Raw genomic sequence first — 289 nt, 5'->3', positions numbered from 1 at the left:
GCGGTAGAGGTTTCCGCCGGTGTCGCGGGAGACGATGTCGGCCTTGCCGTCGTCGGTGATGTCGCCGACGCCGACGACCACGTTGTAGGAACCGCCCCACGAACCGAACAACTTGGCACGGGCCTTGAAGGTGCCGGTGCCGGTGCCGGTGTAGCGGTAGAGGTTGTTGGACGAGTCCTGGGCGAGGAGATCGCCGATGCCGTCGCCGTTGAGGTCGCCGACGCCCACGATCTTCTTGTACGTCTTCCAGTTGTCGTAGAGCTTCACGCGGGCGGACAGCGTGCCGGTG

At 65.4% G+C, this 289-nt stretch carries 1 protein-coding gene; it reads right to left on the bottom strand.

Annotated features, from left to right (window positions below; translation table 11 throughout):
- A partial coding sequence (locus tag ADK57_RS18275; protein WP_199830613.1) for an FG-GAP repeat domain-containing protein occupies window positions 1-289 on the bottom strand: 289 nt, incomplete at both ends.

It is taken from the genome of Streptomyces sp. MMG1533 (genome assembly GCF_001279775.1).
In the GTDB taxonomy this organism is placed as follows: Bacteria; Actinomycetota; Actinomycetes; order Streptomycetales; family Streptomycetaceae; genus Streptomyces.
This window is presented reverse-complemented; position numbering and strand designations above follow the sequence as displayed.